The sequence below is a fragment of the Vibrio sp. D173a genome, assembly GCF_030248475.1.
Window position 1 is genome coordinate 1 of record NZ_JAHGAH010000621.1, and the last position, 697, is coordinate 697.

The 697-nt window shown below is 40.6% G+C and carries 1 pseudogene; it reads right to left on the reverse strand.

Annotated elements, in window-relative coordinates:
* Positions 1-697: pseudogene (locus KIV40_RS28000) on the reverse strand (tyrosine-protein kinase); the annotation flags it as partial.

Here is a 697-nt window from a genome sequence, read left to right on the forward strand (position 1 = left end):
TTTAGAAGAGTTTCGCGTTTATCTAACAAAGACTTGTAAGCTGGGTGATCTTTTGTAAAGCGTTGGCTGATTTCACTCTCTTTAAAAGTCAGTTCATTAAGTTGCGCTTCAAGTTCAACCATAACTTTTAACGTAGACTGTGCTTCTAGCCCTAAATCAATCGACTCGTTTTCTTGACGGTAGTTATTTAGCGTATCTTCAAATGAGGTTAGCTGAGATTTGATGCTTGGAAGATGGCCTTCTAGGAACGCTAAACTCTTCTCTGCTTCAGCAGAGTTACGTTTTACATTTTGTAAGAAGTAGATTTGGCTAATATGGTTCAGGATTTCAGAAATCTGCTGCTTATTTTCTCCCTCAAAGCTAAGCTTAAGAATACCCGTTTGTTTGCCTTGTTCAGATAAAGAAAGAGAAGACTTTAACCATTCAATCGCCTCTAAGCGGCTACGATTTCCGATTGAAAACTCAAAACCATTATGAGACTTAAAGCCAGCTACAAATAGGCTGTAGTCATCTGCAGTGGCCAACTCACCAATTTGACCTTCTAAGACGACACGTTCGTCCTCTCGAATCAGCTGGTAAGTACCCTGCTCTGCATCTAGGATACGAATCGTGTGTGCGTATTCACTTACATAGCCTGGAACCACAAAACGGCTAACGGAAATGTTATTCACATAACCCGTTAAACGAGCGATGCCTT